This is a genomic window from Streptomyces tauricus (genome assembly GCF_014650955.1).
In the GTDB taxonomy this organism is placed as follows: Bacteria; Actinomycetota; Actinomycetes; order Streptomycetales; family Streptomycetaceae; genus Streptomyces; species Streptomyces tauricus.
The window spans coordinates 1,077,242-1,097,692 of the sequence record NZ_BMVY01000001.1; the positions used below are offsets into that span (position 1 = coordinate 1,077,242).

13 protein-coding genes and 1 pseudogene are annotated in these 20,451 nt (G+C 72.7%); 11 read left to right on the forward strand and 3 right to left on the reverse strand.

The genetic code is table 11. The features are described 5' to 3' along the window. Positions 1-244 precede the first annotated feature (244 nt). Complete coding sequence (locus tag IE278_RS04620; RefSeq protein ID WP_189768890.1) at positions 245-2,845, reverse strand: helix-turn-helix transcriptional regulator; 2,601 nt, start codon at positions 2,843-2,845, stop codon at positions 245-247. Between the two features lie 188 nt (positions 2,846-3,033). Between IE278_RS04620 and IE278_RS04625 the strand changes: the two genes are divergently transcribed. Next, positions 3,034-6,306: a family 78 glycoside hydrolase catalytic domain gene (locus tag IE278_RS04625; RefSeq protein WP_189768892.1), complete on the forward strand. Its 3,273-nt coding sequence runs from the start codon at positions 3,034-3,036 to the stop codon at positions 6,304-6,306. A gap of 140 nt (positions 6,307-6,446) precedes the next feature. On the opposite strand, the gene IE278_RS04630 is transcribed toward IE278_RS04625, so the two are convergent. Both IE278_RS04630 and IE278_RS04635 read right to left on the reverse strand, forming a co-directional pair. Next, positions 6,447-7,181: a peptidoglycan-binding protein gene (locus IE278_RS04630; protein ID WP_189768894.1), complete on the reverse strand. Its 735-nt coding sequence runs from the start codon at positions 7,179-7,181 to the stop codon at positions 6,447-6,449. A gap of 436 nt (positions 7,182-7,617) precedes the next feature. Then, complete coding sequence (locus IE278_RS04635) at positions 7,618-8,364, reverse strand: SAM-dependent methyltransferase (protein WP_189768896.1); 747 nt, start codon at positions 8,362-8,364, stop codon at positions 7,618-7,620. Between the two features lie 393 nt (positions 8,365-8,757). Between IE278_RS04635 and IE278_RS04640 the strand changes: the two genes are divergently transcribed. The 10 genes and pseudogenes from IE278_RS04640 to IE278_RS04685 all read left to right on the forward strand — a co-directional run bounded on the left by IE278_RS04640 (position 8,758) and on the right by IE278_RS04685 (position 20,437). Next, positions 8,758-10,014: an ATP-grasp domain-containing protein gene (locus IE278_RS04640; RefSeq protein ID WP_189768898.1), complete on the forward strand. Its 1,257-nt coding sequence runs from the start codon at positions 8,758-8,760 to the stop codon at positions 10,012-10,014. A 134-nt stretch (positions 10,015-10,148) separates the two neighbouring features. Next, complete coding sequence (locus IE278_RS04645; RefSeq protein ID WP_189768900.1) at positions 10,149-10,940, forward strand: Rossmann-like domain-containing protein; 792 nt, start codon at positions 10,149-10,151, stop codon at positions 10,938-10,940. Continuing rightward, positions 10,937-12,022 (forward strand): PLP-dependent cysteine synthase family protein, encoded by a 1,086-nt coding sequence (locus tag IE278_RS04650; RefSeq protein WP_189768902.1) that lies wholly within the window; start codon positions 10,937-10,939, stop codon positions 12,020-12,022. The genes IE278_RS04645 and IE278_RS04650 overlap by 4 nt, the downstream gene beginning before the upstream one ends. After that, positions 12,019-13,053 (forward strand): annotated as a pseudogene (locus tag IE278_RS04655) (dipeptide epimerase); the annotation flags it as partial. The gene IE278_RS04650 and the pseudogene IE278_RS04655, both read left to right, overlap by 4 nt. 275 nt (positions 13,054-13,328) lie before the next feature. Further along, positions 13,329-14,567: an MFS transporter gene (locus tag IE278_RS04660; RefSeq protein ID WP_189768906.1), complete on the forward strand. Its 1,239-nt coding sequence runs from the start codon at positions 13,329-13,331 to the stop codon at positions 14,565-14,567. After that, positions 14,564-15,379, forward strand: a complete 816-nt coding sequence (locus IE278_RS04665) for a class I SAM-dependent DNA methyltransferase (protein ID WP_189768908.1) — start codon at positions 14,564-14,566, stop codon at positions 15,377-15,379. Before IE278_RS04660 ends, IE278_RS04665 begins: the two co-directional genes overlap by 4 nt. Before the next feature lie 66 nt (positions 15,380-15,445). After that, positions 15,446-17,026 carry an ABC transporter substrate-binding protein gene (locus IE278_RS04670; RefSeq protein WP_189768910.1) on the forward strand — a complete coding sequence of 527 codons (1,581 nt, stop codon included), beginning with the start codon at positions 15,446-15,448 and terminating at the stop codon, positions 17,024-17,026. After that, the gene (locus IE278_RS04675) at positions 17,023-17,976 is read left to right on the forward strand and encodes an ABC transporter permease (protein ID WP_189768912.1); all 954 of its coding nucleotides are present in this window, start codon (positions 17,023-17,025) and stop codon (positions 17,974-17,976) included. The genes IE278_RS04670 and IE278_RS04675 overlap by 4 nt, the downstream gene beginning before the upstream one ends. A 53-nt stretch (positions 17,977-18,029) precedes the next feature. Next, complete coding sequence (locus IE278_RS04680; RefSeq protein ID WP_189768914.1) at positions 18,030-18,818, forward strand: ABC transporter permease; 789 nt, start codon at positions 18,030-18,032, stop codon at positions 18,816-18,818. Then, positions 18,815-20,437, forward strand: coding sequence for an ABC transporter ATP-binding protein (locus IE278_RS04685; RefSeq protein WP_189768916.1), 1,623 nt, complete (start codon positions 18,815-18,817; stop codon positions 20,435-20,437). The genes IE278_RS04680 and IE278_RS04685 overlap by 4 nt, the downstream gene beginning before the upstream one ends. Positions 20,438-20,451: the final 14 nt, after the last annotated feature.

Below are 20,451 nucleotides of genomic sequence, written 5' to 3' on the forward strand. Positions count from 1 at the left end.
CGGAGTCGTCCGGGCCGGTCAACTGCCCCTTGAACTGCTTAAGTTCCTGCCGGGCGGCTTGTGCGGGTGTGACGGACATGGCATCCCCCGATCCGGGGCCCCGTCGTCCGGGCCCCTCCGATGGGCCTGTTCTAGTCCGGCGGCCCGGGCTCGGACATCCGTCCCCACCACTCAGCTCGGCGTCCTCACCTACCTAGGTCTACCCGCTCCGGTCCAGGTCCGCCTCCATCCAACGTACCTCCGCCTACGGCTCATGGCTCGGCAGGATTCCGAGCTCCGTGGCACGGGCGGCGGCCTCGCGCCGCGAGCGGGCACCGAGCTTCTCCAGGACGGCGGCGACGTGGTTGTCGACGGTACGGACGGACACGACGAGCCGCTCGGCCATCTCCGGGTTGGTCAGGCCCTGGGCCAGCAGCCGCACGACCTGCAGTTGCCGTTCGGTGAGGCCGGCGGGGTTCTCCCGGGTGGCGGCGAGCGGCCCGCGCGGGATGTGGCGTACGCCGAGGTGCCGCAGCTCGGAGCGGACCAGCCGCGCCAGGGGTTCCGCGCCGAGCGCGTCCAGACCGGCCAGAGCGGTGAGCTTGTCGGCCGGGTCCGGGCTCTCGGCGAGGGCGGCGGCGTGCTCGTACGGGCAGCCGGCCGCCTGCCACAACCGGGCCGCCTCCCGCCAGCGGCCTGCCGTCTGGAGGGCGTACGGGTGGTCGGAACCGTCCGCCGGTACGGGGTGTCCGGCCCGGGTGAGCCAGTGGCCGAGTTCGGCGCGGTGCGGGACGACGTTCAGCCTGCGTGCCTGCTCGAAGGTCTCTCCGGCGAGTTCGGCCACCGCCGCGTGATCGCCGCGGAGCCAGGCGGCCTCGGCCCTGGCGGCGGCGACCGGGCCGGTGCGCTGGAGTTCACGGGTACGTACGGCGATCCGCCAGGCCTCCTCGAGGAGTTCGTCGCCGCCGCCGCGACCGCGCCGGACCCGGACCCGGCCGAGGACGGTCAGAGCGGGGCAGCGGGCGGGGACGAAGTCGTGGGCGCCGATCTCGGCGTGGCGCTCCGCCTCGTCCCAGGCGCCCGCGGCGAACTTCCGCAGTCCCATGGCCACATGGAGGTAGCTGAGGAACCCGACGTGCTCGCCCCGGTCGGCCAGCTCCATCCCGGGGGCGAGGAAACGGTCGGCCTCGGTGTATTCGAGGCGTTCGAGCAGCGTCCAGATGAGGTTGGCGTACGAGCGGCAGGCGTGCTCGACCTCGCCCGCGGCCAGCGCGACCCGCAGGCTCTCCTCCAACTGGGCGCGGCCCAGGGGGTCTCCGGCGCGCCAGCGGGCGGTGCCGACGTTGTTGAGGGCGTGCGAGAGGATCGCGTCGTCGCCGGTGCGGCGGGCCAGGAGGATCGCGCGTTCGCCGAAGTCGATGGCCTGGGCGGTGCGTTCGGACAGCATGTGGAGCTGGGAGGTGTTGCTGAGCGCCAGCGCGAGCAGCCGCTCGTCGCCCACCTCCTCCAGGACGGCGATGGCTTCCCGCGCGGCACGCTGTGCCTCGTCGGCGTTCCCCGCCCACCAGTGGATACGGGAGAGCCAGCGCAGGTCGGCGCCGAGTGCCCGGGTGTCGCCGAGGAAGCGGCGCAGCGCGACCGCGTCCCGCTCGGCGTCCACGGCGGCCGCGGAGTCGGCGATGGTGTAGCTCTCGATGGCGAACCGCTCCAGCAGTTCGGCGAGTTCGGCCGCGCCGAAGCGGTCGCGCTGCCGCAGGACCAGCCGCAGATGGGCGGCGGCCTCCCGGTGTGCCCCCGCGTCGGCGGCGTCCCGGGCGGCATCGGGCCCGTACCGCGCGATCGCCTCCTGGTCGCCGGCCTGGGCCGCGTGGTGGACGACACGGGCCGGGTCGAAGGCCGGTTGCGCGACGAGTGCGGCGAGGACCTGGCGGTCGAGTGCGATGCGCCGTGCGGCAGGCAGCGAGTCGGCGACAGCCCGGCGGATCAACTCGTGCCGGAATCCGGCGCGTTCGGGGGTCACGGTCAGCAGTCCGCGCTGTTCGGCGACCGCCAGCTCGGCGACACCGCCCGGCAACAACGCGTCGATGAGGGGTCGTTCGACGGCGGAGGGCACGACGGCGAGCTGTTCCAGGGCGTCCCGGGTGCGGTCGTCCAGGTCGCGCAGCCGGGCCAGGACCGCGTCGACCACGGTCGGCGGTACGGCTCCGGTGCCGCCGGCCGCCACGACCTCGGCGACGAAGAACGGGTTGCCGGACGTGACCTCGTACACCTCCGCCGGATCCAGGCCGCTCACCGCGCTGAGCCGGTGCACGGCGCCCGGGGAGAGCCGGGACAGGGGCAGGCGGTGCACGCGTTCGGCCCGGGACACCTGGCCGAGGAGGTGGCGCAGGGGGTGGCGGCGGTCCAGTTCGTCGTCGCGGTAGGTCAGGACCAGTACGGCCGGCAGACGTTCGACCCGGTGCACCAGGAAGCGCAGCGCGTCGAGCGATGCCTCGTCGGCCCAGTGCACGTCCTCGACGACGAGGACGGCCGGGTGCGGGGCCGCGGTGAGTTCCGCCCGCAGCGCGTCGTAGACCCGGGGGCGGTCGCCGCCCGCCGTGAGGGCCCGCGCCAGTTCCGCGCCGACGCCGCCGACGAGATCGCGGAAGGGACCGAGCGGCCGGCGCGTCGCCAGGTCGTCGCACTCCCCCACCAGGACGCGCGACGCGGCGGGCAGCACGCCCGGCATGACCCTCACCAGGCTCGACTTGCCGATGCCCGCCTCGCCGTGGACGAGCACCACGGAACCGGCTCCGTCGGCCGCCTCCCTGGCGGCCGAGGCCAGCCGGTCCAGCTCGTGCTCCCGTTCGAGGATCCCCCCATCCACGGCGCCATGCTGGCACATGCACGCCTCTTGAAGCCCCACAGCGACACCCATAGGATCGTCCAAGAAATTGTGTGAAACGTTTCAAACGCTTCGCAAGTCTTCCTCCCGCCTCTCCTCCCACCCCCTCCCCACCTCACCCCTCGCTTCGTCACCCGCACCCGCGCACGTACGCAACCAAGGGACACCACATGACCAAGGGTTGGAACCGCCGCGCCTTCCTCCGGACCTCGGTAGCCGGAGCGAGCGCCTCCGCGGCCCTCACCTCCGGCGCCACCTCAGCCGCGGCCTCGGCCCCGGACGCCGGCGCCGCACGGCCGGGCACCCTGCGCATCGAGCGCACGACCGTCGAGTACGCCGAGACGCTGCTCGGCACGGAGGTGGAACAGCCGCGGCTGACCTGGGAGTTGACGGCCGACGGGCACGGCGCCCGGCAGAGCGCGTACCGCGTGCGAGTCGCGCTGAGCGAGAAGGGCCTGCGTGAGGGGCAGCGCGCGGTCTGGGACTCCGGCCGGGTCGCGTCGGACCGCACCGTCGGAATCGTCTACGCGGGCCCCGCCCTGAAGCCGCGCACCCGCTACCACTGGCAGGTCAGGGTCTGGGACGCCGAGGGCTGGCCCTCGGCGTGGAGTGCGCCGCGCTGGTGGGAGACAACGTTGTCCAAGGACTCCTGGCAGGGGTTCTGGATCGGTGCGGCCGCCGCGCCCGAACCGCCGACGTTCGAGGGCGCGTCCTGGATCTGGTCGCCGGGCGCGACCTCCAACGACGCCCCGAACGGACCTCGTTGGTTCCGCGGGGCGTTCACCGCCCCCGCGGGCGCGGAGATCCGAAGAGCCACGCTGCTGGCGACGGCCGACGACGACTTCACCCTGTATCTCGACGGCGTCCAGGTGATGCACCAGGCCGAGCAGACCGACGCCTGGCGGCAGGGCCATCTCCTCGACGTCACCGAGGAGGTGAAGGCCGCGGGCTCCGCGCGCATGGTCGTCGCCGCCCTCGCTACGAACCGCGGCAACGCGTCGGTCAACCCCGGCGGCCTGCTCGTACGGCTTCTCGTGGAACACGGGACGGGGACCGCGGAGCTGGTCACGGGCGAGGGCTGGCGAAGCGCCGACACCGAGCAACAGGGCTGGCAGCGGCCGGAGTTCGACGACGCGTCCTGGCCGGCGGCGGCCGTGCTCGCCCCGTACGGGCAGGGCCCCTGGGGTTCCGGTGTGTCGATCGCGGCGCCCGAGCAGCCGGCCCCGCTCCTGCGTCGCGAGTTCACCGTCGCCAAGCCCGTCGCCCGCGCCCGCCTCTACATCAGCGGACTCGCCTACTACGACGCCGAGATCAACGGTGAACGCGTCGGCCGCCAGGTCCTCGACCCCGGCTTCACCGACTACGACGAGACCGTCCTGTACGCGGTCCACGACGTGACGGCCCAGCTGCGCCGGGGCACCAACGCGATCGGAGTGACCCTCGGCCGGGGCTTCTTCGGTATGACGACACCGAACGTCTGGAACTGGCACCGCCCGCCGTGGCACGACGAGCCGCGCCTGCTCGGCCAGTTGGAGATCGACCATCCCGACGGCTCACGCACCACGGTCGCCACGGACGGGAACTGGCGCATCACCGAGGGCCCGACCCGCTCCAACTCCCTGTACGCGGGTGAGAGTTACGATGCCCGCAAGTCCCCCGGGGCCTGGACCCGACCCGGCTTCGACGACAGCGGCTGGCAGCGGACGGAACGCCGGGACGCCCCGAGGGGCACACTGCGCGCACAGCCCCACGACCCGATCCAGGTCATCGAGACCGTACGCCCGGTCGCCGTCGAGGAACTGACCGAGGGCGTGTACGTGGTCGACATGGGCCGCACGATGGCCGGCTGGACACGGCTGACCGTGCGCGCCCCGGCGGGGACGACCGTGAGCCTGGTCCACGGCGAGAAACTGAAGCCCGACGGCAGCGTGCACGCCGAGACCGGGCACGTACCCGGACGGTTCCAGACCGACGAATACGTGTGCGCGGGCGGCGGCGCCGACGAGGTGTGGGAGCCCAAGTTCTCGTACAAGGGCTTCCGGTACGTGCAGGTCGGCGGGCTGCCCGCGAAGCCTGACACCTCGCAGCTGCTGGGCCGGATCGTCCACACCCCGGTGGAGGCGACGGGTTCCTTCGCCTGCTCCGTGCCGTTCTACCAGCAGCTGGAACGGGCGATGCGGCGCACGCTCCTCAACAACCTGCACGGCATCCCGACGGACACCCCGATGTACGAGAAGAACGGCTGGACCGGTGACGCCCAGCTCGGCACGCCCGTCATGGCGTACGCGCTCGGTGTGCACCGCTTCCTCTCCAAGTGGCTCGGAGACCTGAAGGACAGTCAGAACCCGGACGGGCAGCTGCCGGTGATTGTCCCGAGCGGCGGCTGGGGGTACGGCGACCTCGGCCCGTCCCCCGAGTGGACCACCGTCTACCCGTTCCTGCTGCGGGAGATGTACCGCGTGTACGGGGACGAGCGGCTGGCCCGCGACCACTGGACGCCGCTGACCCGCTATCTGGACTGGGAGATCTCCCGGCTGAAGGACGGGCTCGCCGTGACCGCGCTCGGCGACTACCTGCCGCCCGGGTACGGCGGCAACCCGCCGGAGGACACGCGGCTCACCGCGACGGCGTATCTGCACCGGGCGCTCGTCGGCACGGCCGAACTCGCGGACCTGCTCAAGGAGACGGCGGTCGCGGACCGCTACCGCAGTGCGGCGGACGGCCTCAAGGCGGCCTTCAACGCGGCCTTCCTGGGCCCGGACGGCCACTACCGCACAGCGAAGGACCCCGACTACCGGCAGACCAACAACTGCATACCGCTCGCCTTCGGGCTGGTCCCGCCGGGCGCGCGGGCCGGTGTCGTCGACTCGCTCCTCGCCGACATCGAGGAGCGCGGCAACCACCTCAACACCGGCGCGCTCGGCACCAGCGTGCTGCTGCGCCAACTGTCCGCGCAGGGAAACCCCGAGGTGGCCCACGCGATCGCCACCCAGCGCACGTACCCGAGTTGGGGCTACTGGTTCGAGAACGGCGCCGACACCATGTGGGAGATGTGGCCGGTCGACTCGCGCTCCAGGGACCACTATTTCCAGGGCACGGTCGTGCAGTGGCTGTACGAGAACGTGGCGGGACTCCGCCCCGGTGACGCCGGGTACCGGACCTTCACCGTGCGTCCCGACGGCCGTACGGGAGTGGACTGGGCCCGCACCTCGATCCGGACCGTCCGCGGCGAGGCCTCGACGGCCTGGTCGGTCGTGGACAACTCGATACGGCTCTCGGTACGCGTCCCGGTGGGCTCCACAGCGGAGGTACATGTGCCGGCCCCGACACGGTCTGCGGTACGTGCTCCGGGCGGGGCGGAGTATGTGCGGGTGGAACCGGGGTTCGTCGTGTACGAAGTCGGGCACGGGGACTGGGAGTTCGTGTCCCGGCTGACGGGCTGACCCAACACCGGCACCTGGCGGTCGTGGGCGTCAGCACGGACGCCCACGCCCGCCCCTGGGTCTTTCCGCAAGCGGTTCGTCTCGCCCCTCCGTTGCAGCACCCCTCAGGAGACACTTGGCTCGTCTCCCACTCCCGCCCCTTATGCTCCCGGCGACGCGCCCGCAGCCGTGCGGGCTTCGAGGTCCGTGCGGGTGTCGTTGCCGTACACACCCGTCTCGTCTCCCCTGATGCCGTACCAGAGCTGGAAACGGGCCACCGCCGCCGTCAGCGTGGCGTCGTACACGCCGCTGGGCGTGCCCTGCTCGTAGACGTCGGGGATACGCAGCAGCCGTTCCTGCAAGTCACTGACCTCGGGTCCGCTGTCGCCCTCACGCAGGGTGCCGGGGCCGTCGGGGTCGACGCCCGCCGGGACTCCGCCTTCCTGGGCGGGGGCCGAGGCGGGCGGCGCGGACGACGCGGCGGGGGGCCTCGCCTGGGCGGCGTCGTCGTCCTTGTCCCAGGTGAGCAGCAGGGCGGCGCTGGACCCCCCGAGCGCGGCGACCGTCGCGGCGACACCGAGCACCGTACTGCGGAGGAAGGTGCTGCGGCCGTGGGCCGGCCCCTTTCCTGCCGGGCGCCCGCGCGGCGCCGGTCTGCTGTCGCCCTCGGCCACGGGCTGCAGTTCCTGCGTGTCGTCCTCCGTGACCCGGGGCGCTGCGGCGCTCTCCGCCGCCGGTGCGGTGACGACCTCGTAGCCCTCGTCCAGGTCGCGTTCCCTCTCCTGCACCTGCCGCAGCAGATCCGCCAACGACCCTGGCTGTCGGCGGCGCAGGACGTTGGTCGGCTCCAGCGCCGAACGACGCGGTGACTCTTCGGGGTCGAACGGTGTCGACAACCTGCTCTCCCTCCGGGCGTTACTGAGAAGGGATACGGGTTCCTCCGCCCGGCGGTTCAACGGCCCGCCGCCGAGCCGGAGCGCGACACCGGGCGGGCGCGCCCCGTTACGCCGGCGCGCCCTGATCACGACGGCGCACGCCTGGCACGGCGGTCACGCCTGGCACGGCGGTCACGCCTATCGCGCCTATCGCGCCTATCGCGCCTATCGCGCCTGTCGCGCCTGTCGCCGCGGTCGCGGCGGTCGCGGCGGTCGCGGCGGTCGCGGCGGTGCACGCTGCCGAGCAGGGTGTGCCGGGCGGTCTGACGGGCCGGGCGAGCCGGGGGAGCTTGTCGGTGCGCGGGTGCGCCCCCCTCCCCCGGCCCGCCCGGCCACCCGGCCGCCCGGCACACGCCAGCGGTCCGTCAGCCGCATGTCACCGCTGCTCAACAGTGCGTCAGCGGTCCATCAGCGCGAATACCCCCCATCCCAGATACTCGCGCTGGTACCGGACATGCCGCAAAGGCCCCGTCGCCAGTTCCTCACGCATCTCGTCGGCCAGTTCGTCGTCCGGGTTGGCGTCCAGCCAGCGGCGGGTGCTGAGCCACTGCGCGGCCACGTACCGGTCCCAGCTGTCCTGGTCGGCGAGGACCATCTCGACGACGTCGCAGCCGAGGCCGCCGAAGTGTTCGACCAGCTCCGGGAGCGACCGGTAGTCGTCCCTGCTGCCGGCGTGGCAGCCCTCGACGGTCGCCCGGTCCTGCGGCTCCCGGCGCCAGTACGGCTCGCCGATGAGCATGATGCCGCCGGGCGCGAGGCTCCTGCGCAGGAGGTCGACGGTGCCCGCCACCCCGTCGCCGATCCAGGTGGCACCGACGCACGCGGCGATGCCGACGGGCTCGTCGGCGACATGGCCCGTCGCGTCCCCGTGCAGGAAGGCGACGCGGTCGGCGACGCCGAGTTCCCCGGCGCGGGCGCGCGCCTTGGCCAGGAACACGGTGCTGATGTCCACGCCGGTGCCGGTCACGCCGTGATCGCGCGCCCAGGTGCACAGCATCTCGCCGCTGCCGCAAGCGAGGTCGAGCACGCGGGTGCCCGGCGCCGGGTCGAGGGCCCGGCCCAAAGTGGCCAGCTTCTCGCTGGTGAACGGGTTGTGAATGCGGTGTCCGCTCTCGCGAACGGTGAAGCTACGTGGCAGATCCACTTCTGGGATTCCTTCGGTCCGAGGAGGTCATGAGGGCTGTCATGGGGGCGGCCGTCAGGGCTGGCGTACGCAGCCCGTCATACGCGGCCACGCTCGTCTGCACCGTCATCTCCCGCACCTCACTCGACAGGGACCATCACTCGGACCGGCTGAGGCTAGACCGGCCGTCCGGGCCTGTCCAACGGTTTTCGCCGCCGGTCCGGCCGTCGCCCCGGGGTCCACAGCCGTCGCCGGGATCCACCGTTTTTGCCGGCGCGGCAACAAAGTCCGGCCCATCAGATGACAATGAAAATGATTGTCGATAGCGTGTGCGTCGGTCACGTCGTCCGCACCCCGCAATGGGGCGCCCTCGGCGTGCCCTGAAGCTCAACCGGAGTGCGCGAAAGGGGAGTTGTGGCTCATCTGTTGGTGGTCGAAAGCTGGGTCGGGTCGATGAGCAGGCTGCTGCCACGGGCGATCCGTGAGGGTGGGCACGAGTTCACCTTCCTCACCCGGGACCTGCACCACTATCTGCGCTCCGCACCGGAGGGCACGGCCCATCCCCTGCTCGCGGCCCGCAACGTGCTGACCGCCGAGACGAACGACATCGCGTCCCTGCTGCCGGTGGTGGAGCGGCTGCACCAGGCACTCGGCTTCGACGGCGTGGTCACGTCCTGCGACTACTACCTGCCCACTGTGGCGCGGATCGCCGCGCGACTGGGGCTCCCCGGACCGACCCCCGAGGCCGTGAAGAACGCCTGCCGCAAGGACACCACCCGTCGTGTCCTCGGCGAGACCGGCGTCCCCGGCCCCCGGTTCGCCGTCTGCGCGGACCGGGCCGAAGCCGAGGAGGCCGCCCGGGAACTGGGCTTCCCGCTGGTGGTCAAGCCCGTCGACCTCTGCGCGGGCATGTTCGTGCGGCGCGTGGACGACGAGCGCGAGCTGACCGAGGCCTGCCGGGCGATCGCGGACTTCCCGTTGAACGCCCGCGGACAGCTGCGAGCACCCGTACTTCTCCTCGAAGAACTCCTCGACGGGCCCGAAGTCAGCGTGGAGACCGTGTCGTTCGCCGGTACGACGCACGTGGTGGGGGTGACCGACAAGAGCCTCGGCGGGGCGCCCGCCTTCATCGAGACCGGCCACATGTTCCCCGCCGGCCTCGCCCCGGCCGACGCCGAGGCCGCCCAGGACACCGCGGTACAGGCGATAAAGGCACTCGGGCTGGACTCCGTGGTGGCCCACACCGAGATCAGGCTGACCGCCGCCGGGCCCCGCGTCGTCGAGGTCAACCCGCGCCCGGCCGGAAACCGCATCACCGAACTCATCCGTCACGTCACCGGCCTCGACCTGGCCGCCGCCTGCGTCGACGTGGCGCTCGACCACACCCCCGACCTGCGGCCCCGGGCCACCGGGCTGCGCAGCGCGGCCGTGGGTTTTCTCGTGCCGGACACCGAGGGGACGCTGGAGTCCATCGAAGGGGCCGACCAAGTGCGTTCGGCGGAGGGTGTGTTGGAGGTTCAGCTCGCCGAGCCGGGCCGGGTGGTGAAGGCCGCGGGCAGCAACAACGAATACCTCGGCCATGTGATGGCGGGTGACGCCGAAGGGCTCGGAGCGCGGGCCCGGGTCGAGTCACTGCTGTCCGGGCTGCGCCCGCGGGTGACCACCCGATGAGGGCGCCGGCATCAACCACGGCTACGACACCGACACCAAAGCCGACACCCGCACCCGCACCCGCACCGAAGCCGGTATCGGCACCGGTATCGGCACCAACACCACCACCGACCCCAGTCTCGTACGACGATCTCGTGCGGCAGGTTCTCGCCGGTGAGCTGGGTCCGGGGCCGCAAGGCCTGCGCGTCGCCGTGGCGTTCACCACGAGTCAGGCCGTACGGCACGACGGGCGGCGCGGCGGCTACCGCAACGAAGTGCTCAGCCTGCGCCTCGGCCGGGCGGTCGGCTCGTGCGCGGTCGAGCCCGGGGCCCTGCCGGACGACGCGGTCGAGGACTGCGCCGGAGCCGACATCGCACGGCTGCTGGAGCATCCGCTCCCGTCGGTCCGCGTGGCGGCGCTGGACGCCTATCTGATGCATGTGCGCCCGCACGCACCGGAGCACGGGGCGCTTCCCTACCCGCTGCCCGCCGGGAGTTCCCTGGAGAAGTCCCGGGCACGGGCGCGGGCCGTCGCCGAACTGCTGGACGTCGGTCCGGGGCAAACGGTCCTCGTCGTCGGCGTCGTCAACTCGCTTCTGGAGGCTTTGCGTTCGCGCGGAGTCTCGTACATACCGTGTGACCTCAAGGGCGGTACGACGGAGTGGGGCGAGCCGGTCGCGACCGACCTGTACGCCGAACTCGGGCGCTGTGACGCCGTGCTGGCCTCCGGCATGACCCTCGGCAACGGGTCCTTCGAGCCACTGCGGGCGCATGTCCTGGGCAGCGGGCAGCAGTTGGTGATGTTCGCGCAGACCGGCAGTGCCGTACTGCCGTGGTTGCTCGGCGCCGGTGTGAGCGCGGTGTGCGCGGAGCCGTACCCCTTCTTCTGGCTGGACGGCGGTCCGGGTGTCATCCACCGCTACCGCGGTACGGAGGCCGCGCTGTGACCACGGCCGCGCTGCGTCCCCTCACCGCCAACCCCGATCTGCTCGCCCTGCTCGGCCGCACTCCGCTGGCCAGGGTGACCACCGATCTGCCCTGCCCGCAACCCGGGTTCTGGGCCAAACTGGAAGGTCTCGCCGCCGGTGGCATGAAGGCCCGGGCGGCGGTGTCCATGCTGCTCGGCGCACGGGAGCGGGGTGAACTGCGGCCCGGCGCTCCGGTGGTGGAGTCCACCTCCGGGACGCTCGGCATCGGACTCGCCTTCGCCGGGCAGGCGCTGGGGCACCCCATCGTGCTCGTCGGCGACACCGAACTCGAACCGTCCATGCGGCAGTTGCTGCGCGCGTACGGCGCCCGTCTCGAACTCGTGGACCGCCCCGCTGGTGTGGGCGGCTGGCAGGCGGCCCGGCTGGCCCGGCTGCGGGAGTTGCTCGGGGCGCTGCCCGACGCGTACTGGCCCGATCAGTACAACAACCCCGACAACATCGCCGGTTACGCCTCCCTCGCCGCGGAACTCGCCGCCCAGCTCGACCACCTGGACGTCCTGGTGTGCAGTGTCGGCACGGGTGGTCACAGCGCCGGGATCGCGGGGCCGCTGCGCAGGTACTGGCCGGGGCTGCGGCTGATCGGCGTGGACGCCACCGGTTCCACCATCTTCGGCCAGCCCGCCAGGCCCCGGTTGATGCGCGGCCTGGGCAGCAGCATCCATCCGCGCAATGTGGCCTACGAGGCCTTCGACGAGGTGCACTGGGTGGGCCCGGCCGAGGCCGCGGACGCCTGCCGACGGCTCGCCCGCGGCAGTTTCGTCAGCGGCGGCTGGAGCACGGGCGCGGTCGCGCTGGTCTCCGCGTGGGCGGCCCGGGTCCATCCCGGCGCCGTGGTCGCCACCGTCTTCCCCGACGGCCCCCACCGCTATCTCGGTTCGGTCTACGACGACGACTTCGCGGCGGCCCACGGCCTCGACCCGGCCGCCGCAGCCACCCGCCCCGTCGAGATCCCGCACGCACGTGCCGTCGAGGCCACCGGCTGGGTCCGCTGCACCACGGTGACCGACCCCCTGCTCACTCCCCTGGAAGGGAGCCCGTGAAGGCCACCCTGCGCACCGTACGGCTCACGCTCGCCGAGCCGCTGCGCATATCCCGTTCGACGACGACCGCCCGCGACGCCGTCTGGCTGACGATCGAGCACGACGGCCTGCGCGGCCACGGCGAGGCCGTCACCAGCGTCTACTACGGCCTCGACACCGACACGCTGCAACAGCGGCTGTACGTGTCCGGCCGCGACCTGGGCCGTTTCCCCGACCCCGAGAGCGCGCTGCGGGAGTGGCAGGCGCGGGGCGGGCGGGCGGACGACCGGCCCGCCGCGGTCACCGCCGCCGTGGAGGCCGCGCTTCTCGACCTGTGCGGCAAGCGGTCCGGTACCCCCGTGTACCGGCTGCTCGGGGCCGAAGACGCTCCGAGCGCCGCAACCGCCCGCACCATCGGCATCGTCCCGGCCCCGCACGCCGCCGCGCAGGCACGCGCACTCGTGGCCGCCGGATTCGCGCTCATCAAGGCGAAGGCCGGCACCCCGGACCCCGAGGACGACCTCGACCGCATACGCGCCATACGGTCCGCCGCGCCCGGCGCCCGGCTCCTGCTCGACCCCAACGGCGCCTGGACCGTCGACCAGGCCCGCCATCTCCTGCCCCTCTACGCCGAGTTGGGCGTCGAGGCCGTCGAGCAGCCCATCGCCCCCGGTGATCCGGAGGCCCTGGCACGGCTCGCCGAGAGTTCACCGCTGCCCCTGATCGCCGACGAGGACGCCGTCGGACTCGAAGACGTACGCCGGCTGGCGGGCCGCGTGCACGGGGTGAACGTCAAGCTCGCCAAGTGCGGTGGCCCCCGGGCCGCGCTGCGCATGGCCGAGTCGATCGTCGGAAGCGGAACCGAGCTGATGCTCGGCTGCCTCACCGCAAGCACGCTCGGCCTCGCACCCGCGGTGCACCTCGCCGACCGCGCCCGCTGGGCCGACCTCGACGGGCACCTGCTGCTCGCCGACGACCCATGGACCGGGATCGGCGGCACCGACGGAGTCGTACGGGCGGCCGAACTGCCCGGTCTCGGCGTACGGGAGCGGGGCGCAGGTACGAGCGGCGTACGGGAGCGGAGCGCAGACACGACAGACGTACGGGAGCGGAGCGCAGGCACCGCAGGCGTGCGGAAGCCGGGCGCGGGCACGACAGACGTGCGGGAGCCGGGCGCAGACACGACAGACGTACGGGAGCGGAGCGCAGGCACCGCAGGCGTGCGGAAGCCGGGCGCGGGCACGACAGCCGTACGGGAGCGGAGCGCAGGCACCGCAGGCGTGCCGGAGCCGGGCGCGGGAGCGGTGCGCGGGACGGGCGGACGGCCGTGAAGACGCTGCACGAGATACGTGGCTTCTCGCCCGCGATCCGGCTCCTCCTCGTCAACCAGTTCGGTGTCAACACCGGCTTCTACCTACTCATCCCCTATCTGGCCACGCATCTGGGCGAGGACCTCGGCATGTCGGCGGCCGTCGTCGGGATCGTGCTCGGGGTGCGCAACCTCAGCCAGCAGGGCCTGTTCCTGATCGGTGGCTCGGCCGCGGACCGGCTCGGGGCGCGCGGGGTGATCATCGCCGGCTGCGGGGTGCGTACCGCGGGCTTCGCGTTGTTCGCGCTCGGCGACGGGCTCGCCGTGCTGCTGGCCGCGTCCGTGCTGAGCGGACTCGCCGGGGCGCTGTTCAACCCGGCCGTGCGGACCTACCTCGCGCAGGAGGCGGGCGAGCGCAAGGCCGAGGCGTTCGCGTTGTTCAACGTGTTCGCGACCACGGGGGCCCTGGTCGGCCCGCTGCTCGGCAGCGTGCTGCTGCTGGTCGACTTCCGGACGTCCGCGCTCACCGCCGCCGGGATCTTCGCGGTGCTCACCGTGGCGCAGGCCCTGGTGCTGCCCGCGCGTGCGGTGCCGCCGAGCGCGGGCGGTGTGCTCGCGGACTGGCGCGAGGTGGTCGGCAACCGCGCGTTCCTCGCCTTCTCACTGGCCATGGTCGGCATGTTCACCCTGGAGAACCAGCTGTATCTGCTGCTGCCCGACGGGGCCCGCCGGGCCACCGGCTGGGACGGCGCGGCCGGACTGGTCTTCCTCGTGGGCACGCTCGCCAACCTGGCGCTGCAACTGCGGCTCACCCGGGCGCTGAAGCCGTACGGCGGACGGGCGATCGGTGCCGGGCTCGCCCTGATGGGGCTCGCCTTCCTGCCACCGATGCTGGTGTCGGGGGCCGGCTCCCCCGAGGTGTGGCACGTCGTTGTCGTCCTCGTGGGCGTCCTGCTCCTCTATGTGGGGGTCATGGTCGCGCAGCCCTTCGTGATGGAGCTGATCCCGGGGTTCGGGCGGCCGGAGCTGACCGGGACGTACTTCGGCATCTTCTACATGGTGTCGGGGATCGCCGCGGCCGTCGGCAACACGGCCGTGGGCTGGGCCATGGACGCCGGGGACCGGCAGGACGCGGCCTGGCTGCCCTGGGCCTGCTGTCTGGTGTTCGGGCTGGCGTCGGCGGCCGGGTTCACCTGGCTGCGCCGCCTCGGAGCCCTGCCCGTACGTCCCACTCCTGCCGTGGAGGCGACGGTATGACCAGCGGCAATCTGCTGACCGACAATCCGGAGCTGTACGAGGCCAGGTTCCCCGATCCCGAACGGCTGGCCGGGCGATGGGCGGAGGACTGCCTGCGCCGGTACGGGTCCGGGCCCCACGTCCTGGACCTGGGATGCGGCACCGGGCGGGACGCGGCCCATCTGCACGCCATGGGCAGGTCGGTGGTCGGCGCGGACCTCTCCGAGGCGATGCTGACGTACGCCCGCGACCGGCATCCGGGCCCGCGGTACGTACGCGCCGATCTGCGCGACTTCTCCCCCGACGCCCTCGGCACCCCCGACACTCCTGGCGCCTCCGGTGTCTTCGACGCGGTGGTGTGCCTGGACAGCGCGCTCCTGTACTGCCACACCAACGACGACCTCGACGGCTTCCTCGCCTCCTGCCGCCGGAGCCTGGTTCCCGGCGGGCTCCTCGTCGCGGAGATGCGCAACGGCGCCTACTTCCTCGGCCGGGACGACCTGTTGAACACCCCTAGGTACAACTCCCTCACCTGGCAGGGCGTTTCCTACCGTTCGGCGACCACCCTGCACATGGACCGCACCGCGCAACTCCTGCGCCGCAGCCGCGTCTGGACCGCCGACGACGGTTCGGCCCCCGTCGAGCAGCACTCGGCCTGGCGGTTGCTCCTGCCGCAGGAACTGCGCCACTTCCTGACCGCGCACGGCTTCACCGTGCTGGAGCTGCACGACGGTCCGGGGCCACGCACCGAGCCGCCCTGGCAGGAGGGCGACCTGCCCGGCACGGCGGCCGACGCCGACCGGCTGCACGTGGTGGCACGCCTCGCCGACTGACCACACACCTCAGGCACTTCACGCACTTCACGCACCGCACGCACCTCACACAGCAAGGACAACCACATGCAGGACTATCCCGGCCTCCGACGCAGGGGCTTCCTCGCGGCTGCCTCCGGTATCGGCGCCCTCACGCTCGTCGGCTGCGGCGACTCGGGCTCAGGCAACAAGAGTGGCGGAGCGGACGGAGGCGGCGACGGCAAGCCCAGGCGCGGCGGGCGGCTGCGGGCCGCCTTCGCGGGCGGCGGTGCGAGCGAGACGCTCGATCCGCACCTGGCCAATCTGTTCGCCGACGTGGCTCGCGCCAAGGCGCTCTTCGACAAGCTGGCGGACTACGGGGACGACCTCTCCGCGCAGCCGCGCCTGGCGTCCGGCTGGGAGCCGAACGCGGGGCTCGACCGCTGGAAGGTCACCCTGCGCAAGGCCGACTTCCACGACGGGAAGCCCGTCACCGCCGAGGACGTCCTGTTCAGCTTCCGCCGGATCGCCGACCCCGAGAAGGCGTTCCGCGCCAAGGCGTCCCTCGAACCCATCGACCTCAAGGCGAGCCGGGCCGTCGACGAGCGGACCGTGGAGTTCGTCCTCAAGCGGCCGACCGCCGAATTCCCCAACGTACTGGCCGCGTTCGGCGCGTACATCGTTCCCGACGGGTCCTCGGCGGCCGACTTCGACAAGAAGCCGGTCGGTTCGGGACCGTTCCGCTTCGTGTCGTTCACGCCGGGCCGCTCGGCGGTCTTCCGGCGCAACGACGACCACTGGGACGGCGCCCCGCACCTCGACGAGGTGGAGTTCGTCGTCGCCAACGAGGAGTCCGCGCGGGTCAACGCACTGCTCGGCGGGCAGGTCGAGTACGCCCATGAGCTGAACCCGACGACGGCCCGCGCCCACGAGGGCAAGGGGCAGATCGAGATCGTACGGCTGCGGAACAGTGCCATGCAGGCCTTCGCCATGAAGACCGACCGGGCGCCCTTCGACGACAAGCGGGTCCGCGAGGCGTTCTTCCTCATCGCCGACCGCCAGGAACTCATCGACGGGGCGCTGTCGGGGGCGGGCGTGGTCGGCAACGACCTCTTCGGCAAGGGGTACGAGTACTACGCCGACGGGCTGCCCCAGCGCGAGCAGGACCTCGACCGGGCCCGCGCCCTCCTGAAGCAGGCGGGCGCCGAGAAGCTGAAGGTCACCCTGGACACCTCGGCGGTCGCGGCCGGGTTCACCGAGGCGGCGAGCATCTTCCGCGACCAGGCCGCCAAGGCCGGCGTCACCGTCGACGTGAAGATGGGCAGCAAGGACTCGTACTGGGCCGACATCCTCGACTCCGGAACCCTGTGCTGCTACCGCTCCGGAGCCATGCCCATCGAGGCGCACCTCTCGCAGCGGCTCCTCACCGACTCGACCACCAACGCCACCAAGTGGCACCACAAGGACTTCGACGCGCTCTACCAGCAGGCGCAGGCCACGAAGGACGACAAGGAGCGCGCCGCCGTGTTCGGCCGGATGCAGCGCAGGCTGTACGCCGAGGGCGGCTTCCTGGTGTGGGGGTTCGCCGACTGGATCATCGGAACGGCCAAGGGTGTCAAGGGCGTTGACCGCAAGGCGCCCGCCAACACGCTCGACTGGGCGCGGTTCGACAAGGTCTGGCTGGCGTGAGCGGACTCGGTTCCTGGGCCGCCCGGCGGCTGCTGTTCGGCGGTGTGCAGACCGTGGCCGTGGTGCTGCTGGTCTTCGCGCTCACCGAGGCGCTGCCGGGTGACGCGGCGGTGGCCCTCGCCGGGGACCAGCCCGACCCGGTGCGGATCGCCGCCATCCGGGAGGCGATGGACCTGGACCGGCCCGCGTACGAGCGGCTCGCCGACTGGGCGGTCGGGCTGGCCCACGCCGACTTCGGGACCTCGCTCGCATCCGGGCGGCCCGTCACCTCGTACATCTCCGGTGCCTTCGGGCCGACGCTGCTGCTCGCCTCGCTGACCGTGGCGCTGCTGGTGCCGGTCGGGGTGGGGCTCGGGGTGCTGGCCGCGCGGTTCGAGGGGCGGTGGGTGGACCGGCTGGTCAGCGCGGTGACGCTCGGGGTGTACGCGGTACCGGAGTTCGCGTTCGGGGTGCTGCTCGTGACGGTGTTCGCGCTGCGGCTCGACTGGCTGCCACCGACGGCGGTCGGCTACGGCACGGACCTGCTCGGACACCCCGCCGCCCTGGTCCTGCCGGTCCTCGTCCTCCTCTCCCGTCCGGTGTGTTCCCTGTCCCGGCTGGTTCGCGCCGGCATGATCGACGCGCTCGCCTCACCGTACGTGGCGCACGCCCGGCGGTACGGGATTCCGGGCGCCCGGATCCGGTACGCGCACGCCCTGCCGAACGCGGTCGCGCCCGCCGCCCAGCAACTCGCCCGTACCGTCGACTGGTTGCTGTGCGGGGTGATCGTCGTGGAGGCCCTGTTCGTGATCCCCGGCCTGGGAACCGTGCTGATGAACGCCGTGGCCGAGCGGGATGTGCCCGTGGTGCAGGGCCTCGCGGTGGTCTTCGGGGTGATCACGGTGGTGCTGAACCTGGGGGCCGATCTGGTCGCCCACCGGTTCGCGCCGCGTGCGGAGGTGGCCGCGTGAGGCCTCTTCAGGACGTGAAGCCTCTTCAGGGCGGGAGGCCTTTTTGGCGAGGGTTGCCGCCGGCACGGTTCGCGCTCGGGGCCGTCCTGGTGTGTGTGCCGCTCGTACTCGCCCTGTGCGGGCCACTGTTGGTGGGCGGACCCGGGCCCCGGGCCGCCTCGTTCACGCTCGGCGACGGGCACTGGCTGGGCACGGATTTCGTGGGGCGGGACGTGTGGCGGCAGGTACTGCTCGGCGGCCGGCCCGTGGTGGTCGTCGCGCTCACGGCGACGGCACTGGCGTACCTGGTGGCGCTGCCGCTCGGGCTGATCAGCGCGCTGACGCACAGAACCTGGCTGGAGGAGACCTTGATGCGGCCGTTGGACGTGCTGCTCGCCGTACCGTCCCTGCTGATGATCCTGCTGGTGGCGTCCGTGTTCTCGCCCGGGGCCACCGGGCTCGCGCTGCTGGTGGCGCTCGTGAACATCCCGGACGCCGCGCGGATCGTCCGGGCCGCCGCCGCCGACGTGGCCTCACGGCCGGCGGTGGAGGCGCTGCGGATGCAGGGTGAGTCGTGGTGGCGTATCGCGGTCGGCCATGTCGGCCGGTCGATCCTGCGTCCGCTCGCCGCCGACGCGGGGGTACGGCTGACCGGTGTCCTGTATCTGGTGGCCACGGCCGCGTTCCTGGGCATCGGGGTGGCACCGGACGCGGCCGACTGGGCGGTGATGGTGGACCGCAACCGCACCGGGCTGTTCGTGCAGCCCTGGGCCGTGGTCGTCCCGGCGCTGCTGATCGTGGCCCTGACCATGGGCTGCAACCTGCTCTGCGACGCGGCACTCAGGAAGGGGCCGCGTTCATGAGCGGGTCGAGCAGGTCGGGAGGAGCGAGCGGGCCGAGCGGGCCGAACGGGCCGGCCGCGGTCGCGGTCGCGGTCGCGGAGATCGAAGGGCTGACCGTGGAGGTCGACGGCAGACGCATCGTCGACGGTGTGAGCCTTCGGGTGCTGCCCGGGAAGGTGACCGCGCTCGTCGGGGCATCCGGCAGCGGGAAGACGACCACGGGGCGAGCGCTGCTCGGCGAGTTCCCGCCGGGAGCGCGCGTCGAGGGTTCCGTACGGGTGGCGGAGGCGTGGGTCGGTTACGTCCCGCAGCATCCGGCGGCGGTACTCAATCCCGCGCGGCGGGTCGGAGCGCTGCTGCACGACATGGCGCGCGGCCAGGTGCGCGAGCTGCCTCGCAGCGAACGACGCCCGGCGGCACGTTCGCGAGTCCTCGCCGCCCTGGAAGCCGTCCAACTCACGGACGGCGGGGCACTGTTGCAGCGCTTCCCGCATCAGCTCTCGGGTGGTCAGCAGCAACGGCTCGTACTCGCGCAGGCGTTGCTGCTCGGTGCCCGGGTCGTCGTCGCGGACGAGCCCACCACCGGTCAGGACGCGCTCACGAAACGCCGGGTCGTGGACGAGCTGGCGGCGGTCGCCGCGCGCGGCATCGGGGTCGTCCTGCTCAGCCATGACCTGGAGACGGTACGCGCGCTCGCCGACGAGGTACTGGTCATGCGGGAGGGCAGGGTCGTGGAGTCAGGCCCGACGGAGCGGGTGTGGCTGACTCCCACGCATCCCTGGACACGTCAACTCCTCGCTGTACGAGCGCCGTTGACGGAGCCCGTCCCGCGTGGGCCCGGCCCGGCGGCCGTACTGCGGGTCCAAGGACTCCGGGCCCGCCACCGGCCCGGCGTCGAGGTACTGCGCGTCCCTGAACTCGCCGTGCATTCCGGCGAATGCGTCGCCGTGCTCGGCCGTTCGGGCAGCGGCAAGACGACGCTCGCCCGCTGCCTGGCCGGACTCCATCGCACGTACGAGGGAGAGGTGCTGCTCGACGGGGTCGCGCTCCCGCGCAGTCTGCGGGACCGGGGGCGGGACCGGCTGGCGGCCGTGCAGTACGTCTTCCAGGACGCGCGCGCCTCTTTCGACGAGCACCGGCCGGTCCTGGACCAGGTGGCCCGCACGGCGGTGAGACTGCGAGGGGTGGCCGCCCCGGACGCCCGGGCCGAGGCGGCACGCACGCTCGACAGCCTCGGTCTGAGCGGCGAGTCGGCGGCCCGCGTTCCCGCCCGGCTGTCCGGCGGCGAGCTCCAGCGGGCCGCGCTCGCCAGGGCGCTGCTCGCCCGGCCGCGGGTCCTGGTGTGCGACGAGATCACCTCCGGGCTCGACACGGTGACCCGCCGGGGCATCCTCGACCTGCTCGCCGGGCTGCTCCGCGACCGCGACGACCTCTCCCTGGTCCTCATCACCCATGACCTCGACACGGCCCGGCTCGCCACGAGGATCGCGGTGCTGGACGGCGGAGAGGTGGTCGAACAGGGACCGGCGCGGGACGTCCTCACGGCGCCCGCGCATCCGTTCACCGTGTCACTGGTCGAGTCGTCGGCCGGGCCGGCGGCGGAATCGGCGAAGTCGGCAGAATCGGCGGGGTGGGCCTGACACACGGGGTGGCC